The organism is Pseudogemmatithrix spongiicola (assembly GCF_030623445.1).
In the GTDB taxonomy this organism is placed as follows: domain Bacteria; phylum Gemmatimonadota; class Gemmatimonadetes; order Gemmatimonadales; family Gemmatimonadaceae; genus Pseudogemmatithrix; species Pseudogemmatithrix spongiicola.
Genome location: NZ_CP130613.1, coordinates 2,525,186 through 2,544,920, shown reverse-complemented (window position 1 = coordinate 2,544,920; position 19,735 = coordinate 2,525,186). Strand labels below are relative to the sequence as shown.

Below are 19,735 nucleotides of genomic sequence, written 5' to 3'. Positions count from 1 at the left end.
TAGAATCAAGGCATGACGGACGCGTTCCTCGCCACGCTGCAGGCAGCGCTGCACGGGAAGTACATCGTGGAGCGCGAGCTCACGGCGGGGGGGCAGAGTCGGTTGTTCCTCGCGTCCGACGCCGAACTGCCGCGGCAAGTCGTTATCAAGCTGCTGCCGCCGGAGCTCGCCGGCGACGTGGCGCTGACGCGCTTCAAGCGCGAGATCGCGGTGCTGGTGAAGCTGCAGCATCCGCACATCGTGCCGATCATCGGCATGGGCGCGACGGACCAGATGATGTGGTACGTGATGCCGTACATCGCGGGGGCCTCGCTCGAGGAGCGCTTGCGGGCGGGCGCGCTGCCGATCGAGCAAGGCCTCGAAGTGATCGACGAGCTCAGCGACGCGCTGGCGCACGCGCACGGCATCGGCGTCGTGCACCGCGACCTCAAGCCCGCCAACGTGTTGTTCCAGGGTCGGCACGCCGTGCTTGGCGACTTCGGCGTGGCGCATGCGCGTCTCGAGATGATGCGCTCGTCGAGTGGCGCGTCACTGAGCGAGATGCGGAAGAGTCTCGCGAGCGCGGCCGGTCGCCTCACCGACAAGGGCTTCGCCGTCGGCACGCCGGGCTACATGGCGCCGGAGCAGTTCCACGCGGACGATCCCGCCGATGCCCGCGCCGATGTCTACGCCTTAGCCATGGTGGGCTATGAGACCCTGACGGGCCGAGCGCCGTTCTCCGAGTACAAGGGCGCTCGGCTCATGGTCGCGCACTTCACGGAGATGCCGGCGCCGGCGCACGAGGTGCGGCCGGAGATTCCCGAAGCCGTCTCCCGCGTGCTCGAGAAAGGCATGGCGAAGGAACCGGCGGACCGCTATCCCGACGCCGGCGCCTTCCGCGACGCCCTCGTGCACAGCTGGTAGCGCTTAGCTCGCCGCGACCCGCAACGCCGGGGCCAGCATCGCCCGCGTTTCCTCCGGTCGCAGCGGGTGCGAAAGCAGGAACCCCTGCACGTGCTCGCAGCCCAAGGCCTTCAGCTGCGTGAGCTGCGCCTCCTGCTCGACGCCCTCGGCGACCACGTCCATCGACAGCGACTTCGCGAGGGTGATCACGGAGCGCACGATCTCCAGGCATTCCGCGCTCACGTCCATGCGGCCGACGAAGTAGCGGTCGATCTTGATGCTCCCGATCGGCAGGCGGTGCAGGTAGCTCAGCGAGGCGTGGCCGGTCCCGAAGTCATCCATGAGGATGCCGATGCCGCGCGCGCGCAGCGTCTCAAGCGCGCGCCGCGCGCCGTCTTCGTCGGACAGGATCACGTTCTCGGTGACTTCGAGGCGCAGGCGTCGCGGTTCGAGCCCTGAGACGTCCAGCGCGCGGTCCACGATCTCGATGAGGGCCGGATCCGCCAGCTGCTTGGCGGCGAGGTTCACGCTCACCCAGGGCGCATGCGGGCCGTTTGGCGCGAGCGCCATCAGGTGCCGGCAGGCCTCGCCCAGCGCCCAGGTCCCGAGCGGCACGATCATCCCGGTCTCCTCGGCGACCGGCACGAACTCGCCCGGCCCGAGCAATCCGCGGGACGGATGCGCCCATCGCAGCAGCGCCTCGAAGCCGGCGAGCGTCGTCGTCGCGCCATCGCGCGCGGAGAACACGGGTTGGTACCACACCATCATCTCGCCGCGCGCGATGGCCGTCCGCAGGTCGTGCTCGAGCGACGCCCGATGCCGCACGCCTTCGCGCATCTCGGCACGGTACACCACGTGCCGCGCACCGCCGAGCGCCTTGGCCTCGAGCATCGCGAGTTCACCGTTGCGGACGTAGTCGGCCGCGGTCTCCGTCGACGGGTCGTGCAGCGCGATGCCGATGCTAGCGGTGATGACGAGGTCATGCGAGAGCACGCGCAACGGCTCCTTCAGCAGCAGATGCACGCGGTCCGCCACGCGTTCGGCTTCGTCGGGCTCGTGCACGGCATCGAGCACGAGCACGAACACGTCGGCGCCGAGCCGCGCCACGACGTCGCCCGGACGGACGGCGGTGCCGAGTCGGCGGGCGAAAGCCTGGAGCAGGGCATCGCCCGCGCCGTGGCCGAGCGCATCGTTCTGGGCCTTGAAGCGATCGATGTCCACGACCAAGGCGGCGAAGCGCCGTTCACCCTGCCGCCGCGTGCGCGTGATGGCGCGACGCAGCAGGTCGAGTCCGAGCGCACGGTTCGGCAGGCCGGTAATGGTGTCGTAGAACGCATCCCGCCGCGCCTGTTCCTCCACGCTGCGCTGCGCCGTCGCGTCGCGCACCGAGCCGGCGACGCGGATCGCCTTGCCATCGTGATCGCGCACGATGAGGCCGGACCACTGCAGCGTGAGCCAGCGCCCGCTCTGGTGGCGCACGCGATGTTCGGAGCTGAAGCGGTCCCCGGTGCCCGCCGTCTGCGCGGCGATGTCGACCAGCACCTGGGCGCGATCGGCGGGGTGGACGCGGCTGCGCCACTCATCGGCCACGGTGAGGACTTCTTCGGGAGGGAGCCCAAGCATCTCGCGCCAACGCGCGGAGAAGCGGATGCGATCGTCGGCGAGGTCCCAGTCCCACAGGGCTTCCTGCGCGCTGCGCGCCGGCAGCAGCAACCACTCGCCGCTGGAGCGCTGCGCGATGCGGCGTCCCTCGGCTTGCACGAGGGCCGCGGCGGCACCGGCGGTCTGCGCGTCCAACTCGGATTGGAGGCGACGCAGGCGACGATAGAGCCACGCGCTGCACGCGGCGGCCGCGGCAAGCGCGAGTGAGAGGATCAGGACTGACATTGCCTCAGGCGATACTGGGTGGGAACAGCCCCGCCTCCCTACAACGGAAGCCTAGGTGTAGTGACTCAGGAGGTTGTTCACAGGGCGTAGCCTCACCAAGCTGGGGTTGTCGAGTCCACTCAACCGGCAACGCCAGAGGCCCCATGAACACCCACAAGAATGCACGCCTGACGCCCTATCTGCGACGGGAGGCCTGCCGCCGCGTCGCCGCCGGCGCGAAGGTGGCGCAGGTCGCCCGCGACCTCGCGGTCTCCCGCCAGACGATCTACGCGTGGCTCGAGCGCCCCCACGACGTCGAGACCCGGTCGTCGCGCCCGCACCGGTCGCCGACGCGGATCCCGCGCCGCTGGCGGCGGCAGATCCGCAAGCGCCGCGGCCAGCGCTGGTCCAGCCGCCGCATCGCCCAGCACTACGGCATCCCGCTCTCGACCGTCGGCCGCGAGCTGCGCCGCCTCGGCCTGGGCCGCCTGCCGCGCGTCGACGGGCCGCGGCGCATCGTCCGCTACGAGCGGGACCGGCCCGGCGAGCTCGTGCACCTCGACATCAAGAAGCTTGCCCGCATCTCGCGCGTGGGGCACCGCATCCACGGTGACTACACCCGGCGGACGCACGGCCGCGGCTGGGAGTTCGTGCACGTCGCGATCGACGACCACACGCGCCTCGCGTACGTCGAGGTGCTGCCGGAGGAGACCGCGGAAGCCGCGGCCGGCTTCCTCGCGCGGGCGGTCGCGTGGTACGCGGCGCTCGGCATCACGGTCGAGCGCGTGCTCACCGACAACGGCAGCTGCTACCGCGCGCTGCCCTTCGGCGAGCAGGCCCTGGCCCTCGGCATCGGCCAGCGCTTCACGCGGCCCTACCGGCCGCAGACGAACGGGAAGGCGGAGCGCTTCATCCGCACGCTGATCACTGAATGGGCCTACAACCGGGCGTATGCGCGCTCAGGCTGGCGGACCCGGGCGCTCGCGCACTATCTCTCCTTCTACAACACCGAGCGGCGGCACAGCGCCCTCGGCAACACGACCCCGGCGATGCGGCTCGCCCAGCACCTGTCAACAACGTGCTGAGCCACTACACCTAGGGCAGACTGTTCATAGACGCAGTATCGGCCGTCACGTTTCGGACCGTGTCCGCTGCTCCGATGTTAGACGCTGATGAAGAATCGCACAGCGACGCGCGTCGCCTGCGCGCGTCACCCGATCGTCACCGTCCCCGCCGTCGCGTCGTACGCGACGGGATACTGGAACAGGTCGCCCGTGGGTTGGCCTCCGACCCACGCGCCTTCGCGATCGAACTGTGCGCCGTGGTTCGGGCAACGAAAGCCGGTCGGCCGGATCTCGATCGGTTGGAATCCGGCGTGCGTGCAGACCATCGACACGGCGAGAAAGGTCTCGCTGGCGATGCGCACGGCGGCGATGGGCGCGGTGCCGCCGGCGTCGACGCGCGCGATGCCGCCGACGGTGGCCAGCGCCGGAAAGCTGGCGAGGCTGACGACGAGTCTGCCGCCGGCGATGGGCGGTGCGAAGTCCGGAGCGCCGGGGCCACCGATGTCGCCGTCGCCGCAGCCCTGCAGCACCCACGCACCGACCGCCGCAAGCAGCGTCTTGGTCACGAACGCGCGCCGACCCTCGGCGACCGCGCAGGTCTCACAGGCCTGCGTCACCATCAATCCCGGCGGAAGATGTCGAGCATCGACAGGTAGCCGACCGTCGCCACGCCCATGGAACCGATGGCGACATTGCGGTGCAGGCGGCGCCCCGAGGGTCCATCCTCCGCTTCATCCGCAATGATGCCCGTGGCGGTGAAGCCTGCAGCGGCAACGAGCATGGCCGATGCATGGAAGAGCCGGCGCTTGCGGTCGCGCGGCTCGTTCCAGATCTCGATGAGGTTCGGCACGCCCGTCACCACGTTGATGGCGAACACGCCGGCGATGGTCGCGGCGCCGACGCCGTGCCAATCCTCCGCCCAGTCGGCGGCGTCTTCTCCCTTGTCATAGAGTTGCGCGCCGGCGGCGTACTGCAGGGCGAACAGCGGCAGCATGGCGTAGCTCGACACGCGGTGCACCTTGAGCCGGCGATAGTACCAGTCCGACGGTTCGTCGTCTTGGGCCTTCGCGGTCCGCGCGAGTTCCAGTGGCGTCGGGATGCGCGGCTGCGCGGGTTCTACCGGCACGCCGGCGCCGGTGGTGTCGAGGAGCGCCGCGAACAGAAGGACGGCATAAGTCGGCATCTCGGAATGTACCCCCGCTTCCAGAGTGCCCGTCAATCGGGGAAGGCGCCGCTGGTTCGGGCCCTGCCGATTCGGCATATTGAGAGTCTGACGCAGTCCACTCATTCCCCTCAGGAACCTGCGATGTCTGATAGCTCTGCCACGCTCAAGCGCACGCCCTTCCACGCCATCCACGTCGCCGCTGGCGCCAAGATGGTGTCGTTTGCCGGCTTCGAGATGCCCATCCAGTATCCCACGGGCATCACGGCGGAGCACAACGCGGTGCGAAAGGCCTGCGGCGTCTTCGACGTGTCGCACATGGGCGAGTTCATCATCAAGGGCAAGCAGGCCATCGATTTCGTCACCTACGTCACGTCGAACGACGTCGCCGCGCTGCAGGACGGCCAGGTCCACTACTCGGGCATCCTGACCGAGCAGGGCACCTTCGTGGATGACTGCCTCGTGTACCGCTACGCCGCCGATCACCTGATGATGGTCGTGAACGGTTCGAACAAGGACAAGGACCTCGCGCACATCCAGCGGTACAAGGGCAAGTTCGATTGCACCCTCGAGGATGTGAGCGACGACATCGGCCTGCTCGCCGTGCAGGGCCCGCAGGCGCAGGAGATCCTCCAGGCGCTGACGCCGAAGGCCCTCGACGAGATCAAGTACTACTGGTTCACCGAGACCACGGTCGCGGGCATCCCGATGACGCTCTCGCGCACGGGCTACACCGGCGAGGACGGCTTCGAGCTGTACCACGACGCCAAGGACTCGGCGAAGCTCTGGGCCGCGCTGATGGCGACCGGTCGCATCGCGCCCGCCGGACTCGGCTGCCGCGACTCGCTGCGCCTGGAGATGGGCATGGCGCTCTACGGCAACGACATCGACGACACCATCACGCCGCTCGAGGCGGGCCTCGGCTGGTTGGTGAAGATGAAGAAGGGCGACTTCGTCGGCCGTGCAGCGCTCGAAGCGCAGAAGGCGGCGGGCGTCGCACGGAAGCTGGTCGGCTTCACGTTCGAGGAGAAGGCGATCCCGCGGCACGGCTATCCCGTGTTCGTGAACGGCCAGCCCAGCGGCGTGGTGATGAGCGGCATCATGAGCCCCAGCGTCGGATGCGGGCTCGGGACCGCCTACGTGCCGACCGCCCATGCGAAGGACGGCAACACCATCGAGGTGGAGATCCGCGGCAAGCGCGTGGTCGGCACGATCACCGCGTTCCCGTTCTGGAAGCACGGCACGGTCAAGCGCTGACATGAGCGTCCTGATCACCCTCGCCGACGTCGAGCCCGCCGTCCGCCTCAACGCACTGCTCGAGGCGGATGACGTCAAGACCTGGCTGGTCTCACCGCTGGATGACCTCCCCAGCGAGGTGCGGAAGGCGCGGCCCGAGGTGATCGTGTTCACCGGCAGCCTGCTCGACCCGCAGACGCTCGCGATCGCGCGCGAGCAGATGTGGGGTGGGGCGGCGGTGCTCGGGCTCGCGGACATCGGTGACCCGCAGCTCGACCAGAAACTCAAGACGGTCGGCTTCGCCGATGTCCTCACCAAGCCGGTGACGCCGGAGGCGCTGCGGCAGAGCGTCGAGGAGCTGCTCGAGCGCGCCCGCATCACGCGCGAGACGGGCCTCTGGGGCGAGAGCGATGCCGTGCGGCAGGTGCTCGAGGCGATCCGCCAGATGGCGCCCGTGTCGAGCACGGTGCTCATCGAAGGCGAGAGCGGCACGGGCAAGGAGTTGGTCGCGCGGGCCATCCATAAGATGTCGCCGCGGCGCAGCAAGCCGTTCATCGCGGTGAACGTCGGCGCGCTGCCCGAAACGCTGCTGGAGAGCGAGCTGTTCGGCCACGAGAAAGGCTCGTTCACGGGCGCGGCGGAGCGTCGCATCGGGCGCTTCGAGCTCGCCGACGGCGGCACGCTGTTCCTCGACGAGATCGGCGAGGTGCCGCAGAGCGTGCAGGTGAAGTTGCTGCGCGTCCTGGAGGAGCGAGAGGTCACGCGCGTCGGCGGCACGCAGGTGATCCCGGTGGATGTACGCGTCGTCGCGGCGACGAACCGTCCGCTGCGCGAGTCGGTGGCGATGGGCGGGTTCCGCTCCGACTTGTTCTATCGGCTCAACGTGCTGCGGATCTACCTGCCCCCGCTGCGGGAGCGGCGCGAGGACATTCCCTTGCTCGTGCGGCGCTTCGTGCAGGAGTTTGCGCAGCAGCACGGGCGAGAGTTCCACGGCATCTCCGCGGAGGCGATGCGGGCGCTGGCCAACTATGCGTGGCCCGGCAACGTCCGTGAGCTGCGGAACCTGATCGAATCGATGGTCGTGCTGGCCACGGGCCGCGAGATCGGCATCGCCGACATTCCGGCGGCGATCCGGGAGGGCGGAGCCGAGCGGCTGCTGCCCGTACCGGTCGGTGCCATCCTCCGCGAGGAGAGCCGGGCGGAGGGCCGGGAACTGGAGTTCATCGTCCGGAGCTTGGTTGAGGTGAAGCTGCAGCTCGAGGAGCTGCGGCGCCGGGTGGACGAGGTGCGGGCGGAGCGTGATGCCTGGGCGGCGCAGGCTGGTGCGGGTGGGGCGGTGGCTGGGCCGCCGACCGCAGTGGGTGCACTTGGCGCGGGTATCGAGCCACCGGGCGCCATGCCCACGGCGACCGTGACCATCACGCCCGGCATGACGATGGCAGAGATCGAAAAGGCGGCGATCCTCGCCGCGTTGCGTGAGACGAAGGGGAATCGTCGTAAGGCTGCTGAAATCCTCGAGATCGGTGAGCGCACGCTCTACCGAAAGCTCAAGGAGTATCAAGTTCCTGAACAGTTCGGGGAGTAATTCCGGGAATTCTGTCCCGGACCCCTTCCCAACTCACCAGATATTGCACAGAATGAGGCGTGCTAGGCGGACTTGTCCGCTTAGGTGCCTAGGCCGACTCCCACCGTCTCGCCCCAGGACATCGTGACTCCGTCGCATCAGCCCGCCTCGAGCGAGGCCAGTTCGTTGATAGCTGGGAGCGTGCTTCCGCTGCAGCGTGCCGAGGAGTTGATCGCGACGTTGAAGGACGTGGTGTCGGCCCGGATCACGGCGACTGAGAACGGGTCGGTGGATACGATCCACGTGCTGGTCACCGGCGACACGCCGGCGAAGGCGGTGGTGCGGAACATCGAGAGTGCGCTGATGGCGCAGCTCGGGCTCAAGGTGGATCATCGGAAGATTTCGGTCGCCGCGACCACGCGTCGGCCGGTGACGGGTGAGCAGCCGGTCGTCGAGCAGCCGTCGGCGCCGAAGCCTGGCAGCAGCGGTCGTCCCGTGTATTTCGAGGACGTGGAGGTGCGCGGCTCTCGGGTGCGTGGCGTCACCTGCAAGGTGACGCTCCGGATCGGCGGGGAGCAGTTCGCCGCCGAGGCGGAGGAGACGGTACAGAGCGACCGTAGCCGCGTGGATGTGAGTGCGCGGGCGGCGCTGATGGCGCTGAGCTTGGCCGGGCCGACCGGCGGCATCTTCTCGCTGGAGGGCGCGAAGGTCATCACCGCGTTCGAGCGCGAGTTCGTGTTTGCCGCCGTGATGGCGCGGAGCGGGCGCGAGCAGGTGTTGCTGACGGGAAGCGCCGAGATCCGGGACAGCGCCGAGACGGCGGCCGTGCTCGCCGTGTTGGATGCCACGAACCGTTGGATGGCGACGATTGCATCGGGCGAGGGACTGCCTGTGATGGAAGATCGGCGGAGTTCGCGCTGAGCCGCGGGTTCTGCAGGAGCAGGGCAGGACGGTAGGACGACAACTGAAGGACCAACGAGGTACCCCTCGTTCTCTCAGAGCGGAGAGGACACCAGTGGTGGCGTCGTAAGGACGTCGAGAGCGGAGCCGACCTGTAGATGATGGACACCCCAAAAGGGTGATCTCATTGAAGGGAGGTGAGTCTCGATGACGTATATCACCAGCCTGATTGCTGCTATGGCGGCGTTTGTGATGGGTGATTCTTCGAGCTGGGTCTAGTCGTCTAGGCCGGCTCGTTGGCGAGGGCGAGGGGTCCTCCGGTTCTTGCAGGTATCTCCAGAGAAAGCATGAGCCAGCAGCGCGTACTTCGAATCGTCGAAACTGTAGCCGCCGGTGCCCTCGTGGTGCTTGCGGCTTTCGCCGCTCTTGGCGAACCGCCTACCACCAGTGAGTGGCGAGCGGCTGCATTCTTCACGGTGTTCGGAGTCCTGGCTGCGGCGTTGACTTACAACACGTCGAAGTCGACTGCTGGAACTATCAGTTTTCTGCCGTTCTTGAGTGTCGCACTGGTTTCGCCGAATCTGGCAGCGTTGCTCGCAGTGTTGATGAGCACGCTCCTTGCCGAGATCGTACACAGACGACCGCCGCTCAAGCTTGTGTTCAACACAGCCCAGCACACGTTCTCCGTCGCGGTGGGCATTGCGCTATACCTCGCGGTCGGTGGCGAATCGGTGTTGACTGGGGCTCCACAGATTCTGCCGTTTGTGCTCCTCGTCGCGACGTACTTCATCGTTAACAAGCTTGCGGTGAGTACGGTTGTGGCGGCGTCCTCCGGATCCGGCACTCTGCAACTGTGGATCAAGAGCATCGGAGGTTCGGCGCTGTACGACGCGCTCTCGATGCCTCTGATCATCTTCTTCGCCATTGCTTATGCCCGGCTCGGCCCCGGCTGGACGGCGATTCTCGCATTGCCAATGCTTGGCATTCGGCAGCTATACCGGACTGTCTACGCTCTCGAGAAGGTGAACGAGGAGCTGCTTCAGCTCATGGTCGCGTCAATTGAAGCGCGTGACCCCTATACGTCGGGTCACTCTCAGCGAGTCGCGCGATACGCCCGTGTCATCGCAAAGGAGGTTGGCCTCCCGCCCCGCCAGATCGAGCGCGTGGAGATTGCTGCGCTATTGCACGATGTGGGCAAGATCCATGAGGAGTTTGCGCATATTCTTCGCAAGCCAGGAAGGCTGTCTGACGAAGAGTTCGCCATGATGAAGCTCCATCCAATTCGGAGTGCAGAGCTTGTCGCGAAGGTGTCCCACTTCGCTGACCTTGTGGCACCTGTGCGCGCCCATCATGAAGCATGGAACGGAGCGGGCTACCCGGATCAGCTTGCGGGCCAGAGTATTCCGCTGGCAGCGCGAGTCATAGCAATCGCCGACACGATTGACGCGATGACGACGTCACGCCCATATCGAGAAGGACTATCGCTCGAAAAGGTCCGAGCTGAGATTGCGGCAGAGAGTGGCCGCCAGTTCGATCCCGCGCTTGCTGATGCCATCACCACTCAGCGGGCATGGAGCGCAATCAGCGAGACCATTCTGCGCGCGCAGCTTGACTTGCCCGCTACTGAACTGCGCTTGACCTATGGCGGGTTGGTGCCGGGCAACACCGGTGAGTTTGTGGCGCTAGGTGTCGGTTCTAAGGACGTTGTTCACGCTGCATGAGGAAGTGGAGCAGCGGGGGGACGCGGCCGAGCGACCGGTGCGGCCGTTCGACGTTGTAGCAATCTAGGAAGTCGGGTAGCGCCGCGTTGCGGTGGCGGGAGCTGCGGTAGGGCTTCTTGTAGGCCCAGCGGCGGAGCGCGGTCTGGATGAAGCGCTCCGCCTTGCCGTTCGTCTGCGGGCGGTAGGGCTTGGTGCGCAGGTGCCGGATCCCGTGCGCGGCGAGCATCGCCTGCACAGCGTGGCTGGTGTAGGCCTTCGCGTTGTCGGTCATCACGCCGTGGACCGGTATGCCCAACTGTGCAAACCAGCGGTGCGCCGCGTCGAGGAAGCGCGCGCACGCCGCCGCGTCCTGCGTCGGCAGCAGCGCCGCGTACGCGAGGCGCGTCGCGTCGTCGACCGCGACGTGCAGGTGGTCCTGGCCGAGCCCCCGACGGCGGCCGACCTTCGAGCGGTTGCCGTGCGCGCGGTGGCCCGCCGCGACGAAGCGGTCGAGCGCCTTCGTGTCGACGTGCAGGAGCTCGCCCGGCGTCTCGCGCTCGTAGCGCGGCCCGCCGGTTGCGCCGGGCCCCTTCAGCCGGCCTTGGCCCGCGCGCGTCAGGATCCGGCCGACCGTCGAGACCGCGAGCCCGAGTCGCTCCGCGATCTCGGGACCCGTCAGGCGCTTCGCCCGGAGCCGGAGGATTCGCTCGATCTGCGCGGGCTGCGTCGCGCGCGGCGAGCGCCGCGGCCGCGACGAGCGATCGGCCAGCGCAGCCCAGCCGCCGGCCGCGAAGCGCCGCAGCCACTTGTACGCCGTGCTCGTGCTGATGTGGAGGGCGGCGGCGACGGCGCGCACCGGTTCGCCGTCGAGGACCACCCGGCGAACGAGCTCGGCTCGCCCCCAGGCGGTCAATCGCGCATTGTTGTGGATGTTCACTGAGGCCTCTGGCTGAAGGTTGGGTGGCTCGCACCTCCAGCTTCCTCAGTTATGCCTCAGTGAACAACCTCCTTAGAACCGACAGCTAGGCACGCGTTGAGGGATCTGCTAGGCTCCTTAGGTTCCTGAATGCCGGAGCGATTGGAATCTCGCCGCGTGAGGACCTGGCGGAGAGATGCTCTGCCGCGACCTCGTCCGCACGACTTTCCCGTCCGATGAGGCGCCCAGTCTCGAGACAAGTGTCGAGAATGAAGTCGGCGACCGGTCGACCGAGGAACGACACAGCACCGTCCAGCGCTTCCTTCATGAGTGCCGCGGCAGCCTCATTGTCTCCGCGGCCGGCTGCCGCAGCAGCAGCTAGTGCCAGTTCGCCGGCTCGGCCATGAGTCTTCCCGAATGTCTTGACGAGATCAAGGCGGCCCAGAGAGTCGCTGGTCGCTGCGCTCGTGAGTCCGCGCGAGAAATTCAGACGGTCACGAACATGCTCGAACGAGGTCTGCGTGTTGCCGTGCCCTCCGCTGGCTGTGAGTTCAGCGAGCAGTTCGAGCCACCGAGACGCCTCAACTGTGTTGGCGAAGTCTAGGTGCATGTTACAGAGAAGTTCGAGCGAAAGGCGCGCAGCGTGCTTCATGCCATGCTCTTGTGCGAGCCGGAATGACGCCTCTCCGGTGGCAGATGCTTCGTCGATGAACCCTCCGACTCGCAGCGCGTGAGCTGAGCACCTCAACAGGAGGCATTGGTCGCTTACGGAGAGGCCGGCCTTATCCATCGAGCGCACCTGGTCGTAGGCCGTCGCGATGTCGACCGCTGATCCCAGTTCAGCTGCAAAGATTAGCTCGCTCAAGGCAGATGCAGGAGACGGCCCTGCACTACGCGTCGTGTTCCTCACGACCTCGATGAACTTTCGTAACGCTGCGCTGTCAGCTGCGTTGCTCGCCAGGCGGAGGCCCCAAAGGCACGCCCTGGTCGTGTCCCCCGGAGAGAGCTTGCCGCTGTTGGCTAGTGCCAAGAGCTCGTCGAATGGCGCCTTGTCTGCGGCGTCGAGCTTGATGTGGCAATCAGCTGAGACACCGACAGCGAGCACATGCTCTGAGATCAATGCGCCAGCCTGAAGCACTCGCGATCGCCAAACGTCGTTCGCGAGCTCAAGGCTTCGAACCGGGTTCCCGGTTGCGAGTAGTACCACGGCCTCGCGAACCCGAAAGCGTGCTCGGACTGCAGGAGAGAAGCCGGCTGAAGATGACCCCTGAAGGCTGTTCAGGGCTGACTCGTAGAGCCCCGCGGAGATCAGTGAGTCAATGCTTCGGAGTCTGAAGTGGGTCGCGCGGTTGATGTCCCCAGCCACGCGATAGAGGTCCGCAAGGCATCCGTGAGTAGTAACTGCATCCGCGTCCTCCTCCGCCTCGAGGACGCCAGCACACTCCAAGGCCAGTGTGGCGGATACCGTCTCGGGGGTGCCGGATAGAATTGAGTCGCGCCAACTGTCGTGAAGCCGTAGTACGCGAGACGGGTCTAGGTGCAGAATTCCCTCTTGGGAAAGCGAATCAACTAGTGAAAGGAAGACGCGGCGATCCTGCCTGGACGCAGACTGCACGCGCCCGACGGTGGCGGCGCTCGATAGGAGGGCGACTACGCGGAGCACTCGAACTGCATCGGGAGACTGGGTGGACAGGTTTCTTGCCACTACATCCGCCAAAGTCGCCGGAAGCGAATCAAGAGGCTCACCACGTGCGAATGACAGCGCTAGTTCTCTTGCAAACAGTGGGTGTCCGCCAGATCTGCGAGCAAGGTGATCTAGGACCTTGTCGGATAGCGCATTGCCGTGCGCATTCGCGGTTGAAGCAGCGAGCTGCCGGGATGCCTGAGCCTTGAGTGGCGTCAATCGCACAATTTGGGAGCCGCGTCGGCCGTCAGATCGCTCCGTCAGATGGTGCGCGGCTGGATGCGTGGCTGCCAAGCAGCTGCACCGACCCGACTGAACATCAATGAGCAGCGAGTACATAGTGGCGACTGACCGCGGATCTGCGTTCTGTAGGTCATCGAGAGTGACCAGCAAGGGTGTCTCATGACTTATTGCGTTCGTCAGGGCCACTAGCGATGCTCGAATGTCCTCTGCGGTAGTCGCAGGCCCGAAGCTCATGTCACCTTCTTGGACTGCGTCTTCCCTGAGCATGGACCTCACAACGGACATCGCTCTAGGGTCAATCGCAGCGGCCCCTGGTAGTTCGACGAGAAGTCGGCAGAGATCTCGAACAGCCGCCCACGGATGCGAAGCCAAAGTCGCCTCCGCCCGCACCGCCACACACCGTACCCCCCGCAGCGCCGCATACTCCCGCGCCTCCGCCAGCAACCGCGACTTCCCGTACCCAGACGGCCCCACCAGCAGCACCGACCGACTCCGCCCCAGCAACGCGGACTCCACCGCCTGCGTCAGCGCCGACATCTCCTCCTCGCGGCCCACCAACGGCACCTCGCGCGGCCCGGTCGGAACCCAGCTCGCCCGTCGCTCGGCAATCCGCTTCCGCAGCTGGAGCGCGGGCTTCCCGACCGATCCGTCCCCGGTCCCGACCTCGGCGAGATAGCCGTCGAGGATCTCGAGCGCGAGCGTCTTCGCGCCTGACATCGACGCGGCCTCGGCGCGCGCGAGCGTGGCTTCCTCGTGCAGCGGATCGGTCTGCAACACGGCCTTGGCCCAACGGTCGAGATCCGCCCAGCGGCCCTGCGACCGGGCGCTCGCAATCAGCTGCATGGCGGCCTTGCGCGCCTGGTGGCTGACCTCGCTGCGGATGCCGTCGCACCAGTCGAGGAATGCGCGCGGCAGGCGCGAACTGAACGTCGGGCCGAATGTCAGCGCGCCCTCGACCTCCTGCGCGGTGGCGCTCTCGGGCCACCCGGCCGCGAGACAGTGGCGCAAGTCGCTGTCGACCTTGGCGGGATCGAGGGTGAGGATGTCGCCGTCCTCGAGGAAGGCCATCCCCTTCTGCCGCAGCCGATACAGCATCTGCCGCATGGCATGGCGCCGCGCATCCTCGTCGCCACCGGGCCAGAAGGTGTCGAGGACGTCCTCCCGGGACACACGGTCGCCGGCGCGGGTCGTGAGGTAGAGACCGAGCGCGAAGAGCGCCTCGGTGCCCATGCCGATCCGGCGCGTGCCCACGGTGAACTCGGTCGCCCCGAGGACGCGGACCACGACATGGTCGGACGGGACTGCAGCGCGCGCCATGGCTCCGAATGCAGGGGGCGGCCGTCACCAGGCCGTCACCGGACGGCCGGGCTCCTACAATGCCGCCCCCCGGCGGCGCTCGCTAGAGGCCTACTTCTTCAGGCCGAGGATCTGCTCGATCCCCACGCCTTCGGCTTCGGCCTGGAAGTTCAGCACCACGCGGTGCCGCAGCACGCTGAACGCCACGGCATCCACGTCCTCGAGGTCGGGCACCGCACGGCCATCCATCGCCGCACGCGCCTTCGCGCCGAGCACGAGGTTCTGGCCGGCGCGCGGGCCGGCGCCGACGCTCACGTACTTCCGCACCGCAGGCGACGCCCCGTCCTCACCCGGACGCGTCGAGCGCGCGAGGCCCACGGCGTAGCTCACCAGCGACGGCGGTGCCGGCAGGCGGCGCACCAGCCGCTGCATCTCCAGCACCTCGGCGGCGTTCAGCGAAGGCTTCACCACGCCCTTCTGCACGCCCGTCGTGCTGGACACGATCGCCTCTTCCTCGGCCACGCTGGGGTAGCCGATCCGCAACTCGTACATGAAGCGGTCGAGCTGCGCCTCGGGCAGGTGGTAGGTGCCCTCTTGCTCGATCGGGTTCTGCGTCGCGAGCACGAAGAATGGCTCGGGCAGCGCATACGTCTTGCCCGCCACCGTGACCGTGTGCTCCTGCATGGCCTGCAGCAGCGCCGCCTGCGTCTTTGGCGGCGCGCGGTTGATCTCGTCCGCGAGGACGATGTTGCCGAACACCGGACCGCGCGCGAAGGTGAAGGCGCGCTTGCCGGTGCCGTGGTCTTCCTCGAGCAGCTCGGTGCCCGTGATGTCGCTGGGCATGAGGTCCGGCGTGAACTGAATGCGGCTGAACTCGAGGTCCAGCGCCTGGCTCAGCGTCTGGATGAGCAGCGTCTTCGCGAGCCCCGGGACACCGACGAGCAGCACATGGCCGCCGGCGAGCACGGCCGACGTCAGCATGTCCACGATGTCCGTCTGGCCCACGATGCGCTGGGCGATCTGCCGCCCCATCTCGCGCCGCGCCTCGGCGAGGCGCGCCAACAGCTCCAGGTCTCGCGCGTCCGCCGCAGCGTCGCGCCCTCCAGTCTGGCTCACAGGCTCTCTCGGAATGGGGTCCGGCGGGGGTTCGGCAATCTAACGCGCGGTGACAGTTCTATGACACTCACCGCCGATGCCCTGCCGATCATATACGCATGGCCCTGCCCCATTTGTTGCTTGTGAACCTCGGAACCCCCGACGCCCCGACCCCGGAGTCGGTGCGCCGCTTCCTCGATGAGTTCCTGTCCGACCCGGATGTCATCGACTTTCCGAAGTGGTTCTGGCAGCCCATCCTGCAGGGCATCATCCTCCGCACCCGGCCCAAGAAGGTCGCGCACGCCTACGAGTCCATCTGGACGCCCGAGGGCTCGCCGCTGCGCGCCAGCACGGAGCGGATCGTCGCGCAGCTGCGCGCCGAATCCAATGGGCGCTTCACCGTGAGCGCGGCGTATCGCTACGGCGAGCCGAGCATCGGGTCGGAGAAGGCGCGGCTCAAGGCGGCGGGTGTCGAGCGCATTGTCGTGGTGCCGCTCTTCCCGCAGCGCACCTCGAGCACCACGGGCACGGCGTTCCGCCGCGCCTTCGAGTCAGCGGTCTCGCTCGAGCTCGGCGTCCCCGTGATCGACCGCGTGATTCCCGCGACCGACCCCGGCTACATCCAGGCACAGGCCGATCGCTTCTTCGAGGCCATTGCCGACGAACCCGCCCCGCCGGATCACATCGTCATTTCGTACCACGGGATTCCCGAGCGATACGACCGCAACGAACGCCGTGCGTATTCCTCGGACTGCTGCCACACGACGACGGCGCTGCTTGAAGCCATCAAGTGGCCGGTCGAACGATCCACGCTGACGTTCCAGAGCAAGTTCGGCCCCGAGAAGTGGCTCACGCCGGCCACCGACGCCGTGCTGGAGAACCTGCCGCGCCGCGGCATCAAGAGCGTCGCGGTGATCACGCCGGGCTTCGTGACGGATGGACTCGAGACCATCGAGGAGATCGGCGACCGCGGCCGCGAGAGCTTCATGGAGGCCGGCGGCGAGCGCTTCATCCGCGTGCCGGCCGTCGATACGCACCCGGCGTTCATTCGCTCGCTGGCGCAACTCGCCGTCGCCTGACCGGGTTGCACGGCATGGCTGCACCTGAGTCCGAACGGCTTTCGCTCGGTCTAGTCGGCATCTCCTGGCGCCACGCCAGCGCGGACCGGCTCGCCCAGTTCACGCTCGGCCGCGAGGATCGCGGCACGCGCCTGCGGGCCCTCGCCGCGGCGCTTGAGGTGGACGAGTTGTTCTACGTCGCGACCTGCAACCGCGTGGAGATCGCGTTCGCCGGCGGTGCGGCGCTCGGGGTCCCGGAGCGCCGGACGCGCTTGCTCGAGCATTTCGGCGCCGATGTCGAGCCGCGGGTGCTGCGCGCCTGGGCGGGTGAAGGGGCGATCGAACACCTGTATCTCGTGGCCAGCGGCCTCGACTCCGCACGCGCCGGCGAGAGCGAGATCATGGGGCAGCTCAAGGCCGCGGCCATCGAGTGCGATGCCGCGGGGCTGCTCGGACCGATGTTGCGCGCGCTCGTGGATGACGCGCTCCGCGTCGCGCGCCGCGTGCGTCCGGTGACGGACGGACACGTCGGGCGTGCCTCGCTGGCCGACATCGCGCTCTCCCATGTGCTCGCGCGCCTGGAGACGCAGCCGGGTGCCGTCGCCCTGGTGGGTGTCTCGCCGATGACGCTGCACTGCGCCAACGCGCTCGTCGAGCGGGGCATCCCCACGCTGCTGGTGAATCGCAGCGTGGAGCGGGCGATGGCCGTGGCGCCGGAAGGCGTGAAGGTGCGCTCCCTGGAGGCGTTCCGACTCTCACCCGACCTCGTGAGTGCGGTGTTGTTGGCCACGGGCGCGAGCGAGCCGCTGTTCTCCGACGCGGACTGCCAGCGGCTCGCCAAGCGCGGTACGCGCGGCTTGCCGCCGCTGGTCGTCGACCTCGGGGTGCCGCCGTCTTTGCGGCCCGAGGAGGCGGAACGGGCCGGAATGGCCCACATTGGTATGGACAACATCACCCGCGCCGCGGAGGCCGACCGCGAGGAGGCCTTGGCGGCGCTGGGGGAGGCCCGTGCACTCGTGGATGCCGCGCTCGACGAGCGGCGGTCGCGCGCGTGGACGGCGCTGGTGGACCCAACCATCGTGGAGCTGCGCCGACGTTATGCGGACCGCGCGCAGATCGAAGTGGAGCGCATCCTGACGCAGGAACTCAAGACGCTGGACGACACGGAGCGCCAGGCGCTGCGCCGCTGGGCGGCCAGCCTCTCGCACCAGTTGGCGCACATTCCGTCGCGAGGGCTGCGTGACTTGGCCGCCAGCGCCGGTCCCGAGGCCGCGGCGGAGTTCCTCGCCGTGGCCGAACCCGAGCTCGCGCAGGACCTGCGCCGCCGCTTGGTGCATCCGTGAGCCGCGCACGACCACACTCGCCCTCGACGCGCAGCGTGCAGGTCGGATTCTTCCTGCTCCTGCTCGTCTGTGCCGCGCAGCTCGCCTTCTGGATGTGGGACGAGTGGCGCTACACGGCGTTGATGACCGAACGCCTCTCGGCGGCGTTGACGGCGACCGGTGCGGGGAGCGAGCAGCTCGCGCAGCTGGCGCGGGAGCGGGCGCAGCGTCTCAATCGCTATGCCTGGGAGGGCGCGTTCTTCCTCTCCGTGCTGATCGCGGCGATGGCCGTCGTGCTGAAGGCGCTGCGGGAAGAAGCCGAGCTGCGCCGGCGGCAGGAGCAGTTCCTCGCGGCGGTGTCGCACGAGTTCAAGAGTCCGCTCGCGTCGCTGCGACTGTCCGTGGAGACCCTGTCGCTGCGCGATCCGGCACCGGCGGAACGCGCCGAGCTCGTGCGCCGCATCGTCGTCGAGCTCGGCCGCCTGGAGCGCATGGTCGCCAACACGCTCGACACGTCGCGACTCGCGAGCGGTGGCGAATCGTTCCCCGAGCGTGTCGCCCTCGATGAGATCGTGGCCGAGATGACAGAGGAACTGCGGGAGTTTGCCGCCGAGTGCGGCGTGCGCGTCGAGGCGCAGATGTCGCATGCGCTCACCGTGCACGCCGATCGCGAGGGCGTGCGCACCGTGGTGCGCAATCTCCTGCACAACGCCATCAAGGCCAGCCCGCGGGACGGCGTCGTGCAGGTGCGCGGCGAGGCCGACCTGCACGATGTGCTGCTCGAGGTCAGCGACGACGGCGTCGGCTTCGCGCCGAAGGAGGCGCCGCGGCTCTTCGAACAGTTCTACCGCGTGGAGGGCGACGGGCGCGGGCGCATGCAGGGCACTGGCCTCGGGCTCTACCTTGTGGAGCGACTCGTCACGCATGCGGGCGGTCGCGTACGCGCCCAGAGCGCCGGCCACGGGCTCGGCGCCGTCTTCACCGTACGCTGGCCGCGGCCGGCGGAGGATCGTTCGTGAGTGCATCGCCAGCCAAGGTCCTGCTCGTCGAGGACGAACCGAATCTCGCGCGGGGCATCCGCGAGAACCTCGTGCACGAGGGCTATGACGTCGAGCTGGTCAGCGACGGCGTCACGGCGCTCGCGCGCATGCGCGCCAACGATTACGCCGTCGTCGTGCTCGACGTGATGCTGCCGGGCATGGACGGATTCACCGTCTGCGAGACGGTGCGCCGCGAGGGCAACGACACCCCGGTGCTCTTCCTGACCGCCAAGGGCGGGCCGCACGACCGCATCCGCGGGCTGGAGGCGGGCGGCGACGATTATCTGCCGAAGCCCTTCCACCTGCGCGAGCTGCTGTTGCGCGTGGCGGCCATCGTGCGGCGGCGCACGCGCTTCGACACGCTGCTCGGCAGCCGCGAGACGCTGCAGTTCGGCGGCAACGAGTTCGACTTCACGAGCTTCCGCGGCCGGAGCTGGGACGGCCAGGACCAACAGCTCACGCCGAAGGAGGCCTTGATCCTCGCCGAGCTGGCCAAGCGCGACGGGCGCGTGGTGTGGCGCGAGGACCTGCTGGAGCGCGTGTGGGGCGGGGAAGTGCTGCCGAGCTCACGCACGATCGACAACTTCATCGTGAAGCTCCGCAAGCGCTTCGAGCGCGAGCCGGATCGGCCGCGGCACTTCCACACGGTGCGCGGCGTGGGCTATCGCTTCACCGCGGCGGGCGAGGATCCCACCGAATAGCGTCGC

16 protein-coding genes are annotated in these 19,735 nt (G+C 67.9%); 10 read left to right on the top strand and 6 right to left on the bottom strand.

Annotated elements, in window-relative coordinates; all coding sequences use genetic code 11:
- The first annotated feature begins 12 nt into the window (after positions 1 to 12).
- Complete coding sequence (locus Strain318_RS11750) at positions 13 to 903, top strand: serine/threonine-protein kinase (RefSeq protein ID WP_367885884.1); 891 nt, start codon at positions 13 to 15, stop codon at positions 901 to 903.
- 3 nt (positions 904 to 906) lie between these two features.
- Here Strain318_RS11750 and Strain318_RS11745 read toward each other — a convergent pair whose 3' ends face one another.
- A complete protein-coding gene (locus Strain318_RS11745) occupies positions 907 to 2,769 on the bottom strand; it encodes a putative bifunctional diguanylate cyclase/phosphodiesterase (RefSeq protein ID WP_367885883.1) in 1,863 nt (620 codons plus the stop codon).
- 143 nt (positions 2,770 to 2,912) lie between these two features.
- Here Strain318_RS11745 and Strain318_RS11740 point away from each other — a divergent pair, with 143 nt between their 5' ends.
- Positions 2,913 to 3,833 carry an IS481 family transposase gene (locus Strain318_RS11740; RefSeq protein ID WP_367885752.1) on the top strand — a complete coding sequence of 307 codons (921 nt, stop codon included), beginning with the start codon at positions 2,913 to 2,915 and terminating at the stop codon, positions 3,831 to 3,833.
- 125 nt (positions 3,834 to 3,958) lie between these two features.
- On the opposite strand, the gene Strain318_RS11735 is transcribed toward Strain318_RS11740, so the two are convergent.
- Together Strain318_RS11735 and Strain318_RS11730 are read right to left on the bottom strand one after the other, a co-directional pair.
- Positions 3,959 to 4,432 (bottom strand): QcrA and Rieske domain-containing protein, encoded by a 474-nt coding sequence (locus Strain318_RS11735; RefSeq protein ID WP_367885882.1) that lies wholly within the window; start codon positions 4,430 to 4,432, stop codon positions 3,959 to 3,961.
- Positions 4,432 to 4,995, bottom strand: a complete 564-nt coding sequence (locus Strain318_RS11730; protein WP_367885881.1) for a hypothetical protein — start codon at positions 4,993 to 4,995, stop codon at positions 4,432 to 4,434. Before Strain318_RS11730 ends, Strain318_RS11735 begins: the two co-directional genes overlap by 1 nt.
- Before the next feature lie 123 nt (positions 4,996 to 5,118).
- On the opposite strand from Strain318_RS11730, the gene gcvT reads away from it, so the two are divergent.
- The 4 genes from gcvT (at position 5,119) to Strain318_RS11710 (ending at position 10,395) form a co-directional block, all read left to right on the top strand.
- A complete protein-coding gene (gene gcvT / locus Strain318_RS11725) occupies positions 5,119 to 6,231 on the top strand; it encodes a glycine cleavage system aminomethyltransferase GcvT (protein ID WP_367885880.1) in 1,113 nt (370 codons plus the stop codon).
- Position 6,232: 1 nt separating this feature from the next.
- Positions 6,233 to 7,795 carry a sigma-54 dependent transcriptional regulator gene (locus tag Strain318_RS11720; RefSeq protein WP_367885879.1) on the top strand — a complete coding sequence of 521 codons (1,563 nt, stop codon included), beginning with the start codon at positions 6,233 to 6,235 and terminating at the stop codon, positions 7,793 to 7,795.
- Between the two features lie 180 nt (positions 7,796 to 7,975).
- Positions 7,976 to 8,695, top strand: coding sequence for a hypothetical protein (locus Strain318_RS11715; RefSeq protein ID WP_367885878.1), 720 nt, complete (start codon positions 7,976 to 7,978; stop codon positions 8,693 to 8,695).
- Positions 8,696 to 9,021: 326 nt separating this feature from the next.
- Complete coding sequence (locus Strain318_RS11710; RefSeq protein WP_367885877.1) at positions 9,022 to 10,395, top strand: HD-GYP domain-containing protein; 1,374 nt, start codon at positions 9,022 to 9,024, stop codon at positions 10,393 to 10,395.
- Here the strand turns inward: Strain318_RS11710 and Strain318_RS11705 are convergent.
- From Strain318_RS11705 to Strain318_RS11695, 3 genes are all read right to left on the bottom strand, one after another.
- A complete protein-coding gene (locus tag Strain318_RS11705; protein WP_367885876.1) occupies positions 10,370 to 11,311 on the bottom strand; it encodes an IS481 family transposase in 942 nt (313 codons plus the stop codon). The two genes, Strain318_RS11710 and Strain318_RS11705, sit on opposite strands and share 26 nt — an antisense overlap.
- An 85-nt stretch (positions 11,312 to 11,396) precedes the next feature.
- A complete protein-coding gene (locus Strain318_RS11700) occupies positions 11,397 to 14,501 on the bottom strand; it encodes an AAA family ATPase (protein ID WP_367885875.1) in 3,105 nt (1,034 codons plus the stop codon).
- Between the two features lie 123 nt (positions 14,502 to 14,624).
- Positions 14,625 to 15,629: an AAA family ATPase gene (locus tag Strain318_RS11695; RefSeq protein ID WP_437436302.1), complete on the bottom strand. Its 1,005-nt coding sequence runs from the start codon at positions 15,627 to 15,629 to the stop codon at positions 14,625 to 14,627.
- Between the two features lie 98 nt (positions 15,630 to 15,727).
- On the opposite strand from Strain318_RS11695, the gene hemH reads away from it, so the two are divergent.
- Genes hemH through Strain318_RS11675 form a run of 4 tightly spaced genes read left to right on the top strand, consistent with a single transcriptional unit; the run spans position 15,728 to position 19,729 of the window.
- Positions 15,728 to 16,687 (top strand): ferrochelatase, encoded by a 960-nt coding sequence (gene hemH, locus Strain318_RS11690; protein ID WP_367885874.1) that lies wholly within the window; start codon positions 15,728 to 15,730, stop codon positions 16,685 to 16,687.
- A gap of 14 nt (positions 16,688 to 16,701) precedes the next feature.
- Positions 16,702 to 18,009: a glutamyl-tRNA reductase gene (locus Strain318_RS11685; protein ID WP_367885873.1), complete on the top strand. Its 1,308-nt coding sequence runs from the start codon at positions 16,702 to 16,704 to the stop codon at positions 18,007 to 18,009.
- The gene (locus Strain318_RS11680) at positions 18,006 to 19,007 is read left to right on the top strand and encodes a sensor histidine kinase (protein ID WP_367885872.1); all 1,002 of its coding nucleotides are present in this window, start codon (positions 18,006 to 18,008) and stop codon (positions 19,005 to 19,007) included. Before Strain318_RS11685 ends, Strain318_RS11680 begins: the two co-directional genes overlap by 4 nt.
- Positions 19,004 to 19,729, top strand: a complete 726-nt coding sequence (locus Strain318_RS11675; protein ID WP_367885871.1) for a response regulator transcription factor — start codon at positions 19,004 to 19,006, stop codon at positions 19,727 to 19,729. The genes Strain318_RS11680 and Strain318_RS11675 overlap by 4 nt, the downstream gene beginning before the upstream one ends.
- Positions 19,730 to 19,735: the final 6 nt, after the last annotated feature.

Bases quoted from the DNA above. Each gene is read 5' to 3' on its own strand.
- Strain318_RS11750 (WP_367885884.1), top strand. From the start codon at position 13: ATGACGGACGCGTTCCTCGCCACGCTGCAGGCAGCGCTGCACGGGAAG.
- Strain318_RS11745 (WP_367885883.1), bottom strand. From the start codon at position 2,769: ATGTCAGTCCTGATCCTCTCACTCGCGCTTGCCGCGGCCGCCGCGTGC.
- Strain318_RS11740 (WP_367885752.1), top strand. From the start codon at position 2,913: ATGAACACCCACAAGAATGCACGCCTGACGCCCTATCTGCGACGGGAG.
- Strain318_RS11735 (WP_367885882.1), bottom strand. From the start codon at position 4,432: ATGGTGACGCAGGCCTGTGAGACCTGCGCGGTCGCCGAGGGTCGGCGC.
- Strain318_RS11730 (WP_367885881.1), bottom strand. From the start codon at position 4,995: ATGCCGACTTATGCCGTCCTTCTGTTCGCGGCGCTCCTCGACACCACC.
- gcvT (WP_367885880.1), top strand. From the start codon at position 5,119: ATGTCTGATAGCTCTGCCACGCTCAAGCGCACGCCCTTCCACGCCATC.
- Strain318_RS11720 (WP_367885879.1), top strand. From the start codon at position 6,233: ATGAGCGTCCTGATCACCCTCGCCGACGTCGAGCCCGCCGTCCGCCTC.
- Strain318_RS11710 (WP_367885877.1), top strand. From the start codon at position 9,022: ATGAGCCAGCAGCGCGTACTTCGAATCGTCGAAACTGTAGCCGCCGGT.
- hemH (WP_367885874.1), top strand. From the start codon at position 15,728: ATGGCCCTGCCCCATTTGTTGCTTGTGAACCTCGGAACCCCCGACGCC.
- Strain318_RS11685 (WP_367885873.1), top strand. From the start codon at position 16,702: ATGGCTGCACCTGAGTCCGAACGGCTTTCGCTCGGTCTAGTCGGCATC.